Below are 5,435 nucleotides of genomic sequence, written 5' to 3' on the forward strand. Positions count from 1 at the left end.
CCCCCGGCCCCGGCCCCGTGACGTCGGCCAGAGCGCGCAGGATGAGGGCGGTGGACGACGCGCCGGGGTCCATGTGCCCGACGCTGCGCGGCCCCAGGTAGCTGGCCCTTCCCTTGCGCGCCTGCATCGGGACGGTCGCCTCCGCGCCCTCGGACGCGGCGTCGGCGGCGGCGCCCACGCAGGCCGCAAGGGCGGAGCCGTCTGCCAGGCCCGAGCCGTCTGCCAGGGACTCCTCGTAGGCCGTGACGGCGGGGGCCAGCGCGTCGATCATCGTCTTGTCGCCCTCCGCCGCCTTGCCGAGGTCCTGGACGCCGTCCAGCGCGGCCCGGAGTGCGGCACCGAGCGCGGCGGCGTTCACGTCGGCGGCGTCGCCTAGGGCCTTGCCCGCGCGGCGCAGGGCCGTCCCGTAGAGGGGGCCGGACGCGCCGCCGGTCTTGGACACGATGGCCCGGCCCGCGGCGATCAGTACCTTGCCCGGCGGGGCGTCGTCCGGGAGCGTCCCGCCGGACAGCGCCTCGACGGCGGCGCGGAAGCCGCGGTCGAGGTTGTGGCCGTGGTCGCCGTCGCCGATGGCCGCGTCCAGCCGGGTGAGCCGGTCGGCGTCGGCGGAGATCAGGTCGGCGGCGTGCCGGATCCATGACGCGAAATCCGCGGCGTTCACCGGCCCCACCGCAGCCCGGGCGTCTCGACGGGCGCGTCCCAGAGGCGGGTCAGCTCGGGCGTCAGGCGGCACACGCTGATCATGCACCCGGCCATCTCCAGGCTCGTCACGAACGGCCCGACCAGCCGGCGGGCGACGGTCGCGCCGTGCCCCTTCAGCCATTCGGCCGCGGCGGCGTAGGCGATGTACTGCTCGATGAGCGGGGTCCCGCCCATGCCGTTGACCAGCACCAGGACCTCGGACCCTGACAGCGGCATGTCGGCGTCGATCGCGCTCAGCGCCGCGTCCACGATCTCGGCCGCCGTGCCGATCCTGACGCGTTCGCGGCCCGGCTCGCCGTGGATGCCGATGCCGAGCTCCATCTCGTCCTCGCCCAGCTCGAACGTGGGCGTCCCGGCGGCCGGAACGGTGCAGGACGACAGCGCCACGCCGAACGACCGGCTGCGCTCGTTCACTTCGCGCGCCACCGCGGCCACGTCGGCGAGGTCCGCGCCCTCCTCGGCGCGCGCACCGGCGATCTTCTCGGCGAACAGCGTGGCGCCGGTGCCGCGCCGCCCGGCGGTGAACGTGCTGTCCTCGACGGCGACGTCGTCGTTCACGAGGACGGACGTGACCTCGATGTCCTCGTCCTCGGCCAGCTCGGCGGCCAACTGGAAGTTCATGACGTCGCCTGTGTAGTTCTTCACCAGGTGGACGACGCCGGCGCCGCCGTTCACCGCCATCGTCGCCGCGATGATCTGGTCCGGCACCGGGGACGTGAAGACCTCGCCGCAGCAGGCCGCGTCGAGCATCCCGTAACCGACGAACCCGGCGTGCAGCGGCTCGTGCCCGGACCCGCCGCCCGACACCAGGGCGACCTTCCCGGCGCGCGGCGCGTCCCCCCGCACGACCGTCCCGCCGTCCGGGTCGACCTTCAGCGAGGGATGCGCGGCGGCCAGGCCGCGCAGCGCGTCGGAGACCACGTCCGCCGGGGCGTTGATGAGTTTGCGCATGTCTCAGCTCTACCCTGGTGGAGGCGGACGTCCCAGGCCCAATCACCGATCATCGCCCGTTATAGGTTGCATCCGTGACGAAAGCACCTCCGGCGTTCCTCTACGACTGCGACACCGGCATCGACGACGCGATGACGCTGCTGTACCTGGCCTCCCTCGTCCAGGCGGGCGAGGCGACGCTGGTGGGCGTCGGGACGGTCCACGGCAACGTCCATCCGCTGACCGGCGCACTGAACACGCTACGCGTGCTGGAGGCGGCCGGGATCAAGGCGGGCGAGCCGGGCGAGGACGGTGGGCAGAGCGTGCCGGTCGCGGTGGGGGCGGATCGGCCGATGGCGCAGGACGTCCACTACGCGGTCGACTGGCACGGGACGGACGGCCTGGGCAACACGCACCTGCCCGAACCGGCGGGACGGCCCGTCGCCGAACCGGCCGCCGCGCAGATCGTCCGGCTGGCGCGCGCGATGCCCGGCGAGCTGACGCTGCTCGCGACCGGCCCGCTGACGAACCTGGGCGCGGCGCTGCTGCTGGACGCGGAGCTGCCGTCGCTGGTCCGGGAGGTCGTCGTCATGGGCGGCGCGTTCGATCACCCCGGCAACATCACCACGCACGCCGAGGCGAACATCTGGCACGATCCCGAGGCCGCCGACCTGGTGTTCGCGGCGGACTGGCCGGTCGTGCTGGTGCCGCTGGACGCCACGCACCCGTCCGCCGTCCACGACGAGTGGCTGGACCGGCTGGCCGCGCACGGCACCCCGGTCGCCCGGTTCGCGGCCCGCATCCTGGATTTCTACATCGACGCCTACACGCCGACGCTCCGCCGCCGCGGCGCGGTCATCCACGACGCGCTCGCCGCGATGCTGGCGGTCGACCCGGATCTCGGGGAGTACGCGCACCGTCCGGTCCGGGTGGAGCTGCGCGGCGAGCTGACGCGCGGCACGACCGTGTGGGACGCGCGGTCGCTGCCCGCCGAGGACACGCGCCGTCCGGTCAAGGTCGCGGTCGGCAGCGACGTGGCGGCGTTCCAGGAGCGGCTGCTCGCGTCGCTCCAGTCTTTCGAGTCGTGAGAGATCTCTCCTGATCTGCGGGTGTACCAGTTACGGTTCAGAGTCTTTACTGTTGGAACGTGACCGATGTTCTGGACGACGGTGAGCTGCGGCGGATCCTGGTCGTGATGGCCCATCCCGACGACGTCGACTTCGGCGCCGCGGGAACGGTGGCGGGCTGGACGGACCGGGGCATCGAGGTGGTGTACCTCATGGTCACCGACGGCGACGCGGGCGGGTTCGACGACCGGATCACGCGCAAGGAGATGGCCGCGCTGCGCCGGGAGGAACAGCGCTCGGCGGCCAAGTGCGTCGGGGTGAGCGACGTCCGGTGGCTCGGCTACCCGGACGGCCGGGTCGAGGCCACGCTGGAGCTGCGCCGCGACGTCGCGCGCGTCATCAGGCAGGTGCGGCCTGACCGGGTGCTGATGCCGAGCCCCGAGCGCAACTACGAGCGGATCTATCCGAGCCACCCCGACCACCGGGCGGTGGGCTCGGCCGCGCTCGACGCCGTCTACCCGGACGCGCGCAACCCGTACGCGTTCCCGGAGCTGCTCGCCGACGAGGGTCTCGACGCCTGGACGGCGCGCGAGGTGTGGTTCAGCGGCGGGCCGGTCGTGAACCACTACGTCGACGTCACGGAGCGGTTCGACCGGAAGCTGAACGCGCTGCGCGCGCACGTCAGCCAGACCGGGCACATGGGCGACGGGCTGCCGGACATGCTGCGGGGCTGGCTGTCGGCCAACGCCACCGCGGCGGGGTTCCCGGAAGGCCGGCTGGCCGAGTCGTTCCAGGTCATCGACACCGCCTGAGCCGCCGGTCAGGGTCATCACTCGTCAAATATGTTCGCTCACAGGCCGTAATGGCGAGCAGATCGGGCATGTACCCCTTGTGACGGAACTCGGGGGGTTGACATGCCGCATGGGGTCGACAGGACTCAGGAGGGCAGCGGGGCGCAGGAGATCGACGGTGCGCAGGAGATCTCCGGGGCACAGGAGGTCGAGGCCACCGCCATCTCCAGGGCCGCGCCGGACGTGATCTTCAAGCATCTGTGCGTGGCGGAGGCGTGGGGCGAATGGGGCGGATTCTGGACGCGTGCCAGGCGGGAGTCCGCGGGCGAGGAGCATCCGAACGGGATCGGTGCCGTCCGGTACGTCCCGATGCGGCGTGAGGAGGTCGTGGCCTGGGATCCGCCACGGCACTACGGCTACACCGCGCTCGCGAGCTACACGGCGCTCGCCGCCTGCATCATGCTCGCCGGGCCTCTGACGCGCCGCTTCCGGGCCGACGTCACGCTGGAGCCGCACCACGACGGAACGCTGATCCGCTGGCGCGGCGCGTTCCACGGGTTCCCGGGCACCGGCTCGTTCACCCGGGCCATGCTGCGCCGCCGGTTCGGCGCGTACGCCCGCCGCGTGGCACGGCATTCCGAGCACTGCGAGCCCGGCTGCCCTGCCCGCCTGCCAGGCGCCCTATGAGGCGCGCCCTATGACCTGCGTCCTGTAATCGGCGTCCCGGTTATCGGCGTCCCGGTTATCGGCGTCCCGGTTATCGGCGTCCCGGTTATCGGCGTCCCGGTTATCGGCGTCCCGGTTATCGGCGTCTTGTACGGCGTCCTGTAATCGGCGCCTTCTGACCGGCGCCTTCTGACCGGCGCTCTCTGATCGGCGCCGACGGCACAACATCGTCCGCGATATCGCGGAAGCCCCGCATTGCCGGGGGAAGTCGCACGAATTCGGGGGGATCGATGCGACGTCATATCATCGCGCTCGCCGTCGCGGCGGGCGCCACGGGGGCGGGCCTCACCGCCCACTTGCTCGTCTCGGACGGGCCGCAGCGCAAGGGCGTCGTCATGGGCGCCACCGAGCCGACCGGCGGGCCGGCGGCCGGACGGGGAGCGGCCGTGGCCAAGGCCCGCCCGTTCGACCAGGCGGGGCTGCGGCGGGCCGTCCGGGCCTACCTCGGGAGACGTCCGGGCAAGGCGGGGGTGATGGCCACCGACCTGCGCACGGGCCTCTCGTTCGGGGAGAACGAGAAGGGCGACTTCGTCAGCGCCAGCATCATGAAGGTCGACATCCTGGCGAGCCTCATCCTGCAGCGGCAGCGCGGCGCGTCGGGCCAGGCGCACGGCGGGCGCGGCCTGAGCCCGGCGAACGGCGAGCGCGACCTGGGTCTGTCGGCTGGCGAGCGCGACCTGGCGAGCCAGATGATCCGGGAGAGCGACAATTCGGCGGCGAACGCCCTGTATTCCGACGCCGGCCATGGCGAGGGCGTCCGGAAGGCCAACAAGCGCTTCGGAATGACGGACACGAGGCCGTTCTCGACGTCGTGGGGGTCGTCCTGGACGAGCCCGGCCGACCAGGTCCGGCTGCTCACGAACCTGGCGTCGGAGAAGAGCCCGATCGAGGTGTCCGGCCGCCAGTACATCCTGGGCCTGATGGGCACCGTCGTGGGCGAGCAGGCGTGGGGGATCAGCGCGGCGGCGCGTCCGGGCGAGAAGGTGGCGCTGAAGAACGGGTGGACGCCGGTCCACGATCAGGGCAATGGCTGGGCGGTGAACAGCATCGGCCGCATCACCGGACGCGATCACGACTTCCTCGTGGCGGTGTGCAGCGGCGACAGCCCGACGATGGAGGCGGGCGTGGCCACCGTCGAGCACGTGTCGGACATGGTGGTGGACGCCCTGCGCGACTCACGTCCTTAGATTCGGGGTTCGGGGTTCGCGGTCCGGGGCTG

6 protein-coding genes are annotated in these 5,435 nt (G+C 72.4%); 4 read left to right on the forward strand and 2 right to left on the reverse strand.

Annotated features, from left to right (window positions below; all coding sequences use genetic code 11):
• Together dhaL and dhaK are read right to left on the reverse strand one after the other, a co-directional pair.
• A partial coding sequence (gene dhaL, locus ETD83_RS38720) for a dihydroxyacetone kinase subunit DhaL (protein WP_138650157.1) occupies positions 1-661 on the reverse strand: 661 nt, incomplete at its 3' end.
• Positions 658-1,653, reverse strand: coding sequence for a dihydroxyacetone kinase subunit DhaK (gene dhaK, locus ETD83_RS38725; protein ID WP_138650158.1), 996 nt, complete (start codon positions 1,651-1,653; stop codon positions 658-660). The genes dhaK and dhaL, both read right to left, overlap by 4 nt.
• Positions 1,654-1,727: 74 nt before the next feature.
• Here dhaK and ETD83_RS38730 point away from each other — a divergent pair, with 74 nt between their 5' ends.
• The 4 genes from ETD83_RS38730 to ETD83_RS38750 all read left to right on the forward strand — a co-directional run bounded on the left by ETD83_RS38730 (position 1,728) and on the right by ETD83_RS38750 (position 5,403).
• Entirely contained in the window at positions 1,728-2,720 is a 993-nt protein-coding gene (locus ETD83_RS38730; RefSeq protein ID WP_230421483.1) for a nucleoside hydrolase, read from the forward strand.
• 107 nt (positions 2,721-2,827) lie between these two features.
• On the forward strand, positions 2,828-3,511 hold the full coding sequence (locus ETD83_RS38735) for a PIG-L deacetylase family protein (protein WP_138650162.1): 684 nt from the start codon (positions 2,828-2,830) through the stop codon (positions 3,509-3,511).
• A 102-nt stretch (positions 3,512-3,613) separates the two neighbouring features.
• Positions 3,614-4,177 carry an SRPBCC family protein gene (locus ETD83_RS38740; RefSeq protein WP_138650159.1) on the forward strand — a complete coding sequence of 188 codons (564 nt, stop codon included), beginning with the start codon at positions 3,614-3,616 and terminating at the stop codon, positions 4,175-4,177.
• Between the two features lie 269 nt (positions 4,178-4,446).
• On the forward strand, positions 4,447-5,403 hold the full coding sequence (locus ETD83_RS38750) for a serine hydrolase (protein WP_138650160.1): 957 nt from the start codon (positions 4,447-4,449) through the stop codon (positions 5,401-5,403).
• Positions 5,404-5,435 lie beyond the last annotated feature (32 nt).

It is taken from the genome of Actinomadura soli (assembly GCF_005889715.1).
GTDB lineage: Bacteria > Actinomycetota > Actinomycetes > Streptosporangiales > Streptosporangiaceae > Spirillospora > Spirillospora soli.

Bases quoted from the DNA above. Each gene is read 5' to 3' on its own strand.
- dhaK (WP_138650158.1), bottom strand. From the start codon at position 1,653: ATGCGCAAACTCATCAACGCCCCGGCGGACGTGGTCTCCGACGCGCTG.
- ETD83_RS38740 (WP_138650159.1), top strand. From the start codon at position 3,614: ATGCCGCATGGGGTCGACAGGACTCAGGAGGGCAGCGGGGCGCAGGAG.
- ETD83_RS38735 (WP_138650162.1), top strand. From the start codon at position 2,828: ATGGCCCATCCCGACGACGTCGACTTCGGCGCCGCGGGAACGGTGGCG.
- ETD83_RS38750 (WP_138650160.1), top strand. From the start codon at position 4,447: ATGCGACGTCATATCATCGCGCTCGCCGTCGCGGCGGGCGCCACGGGG.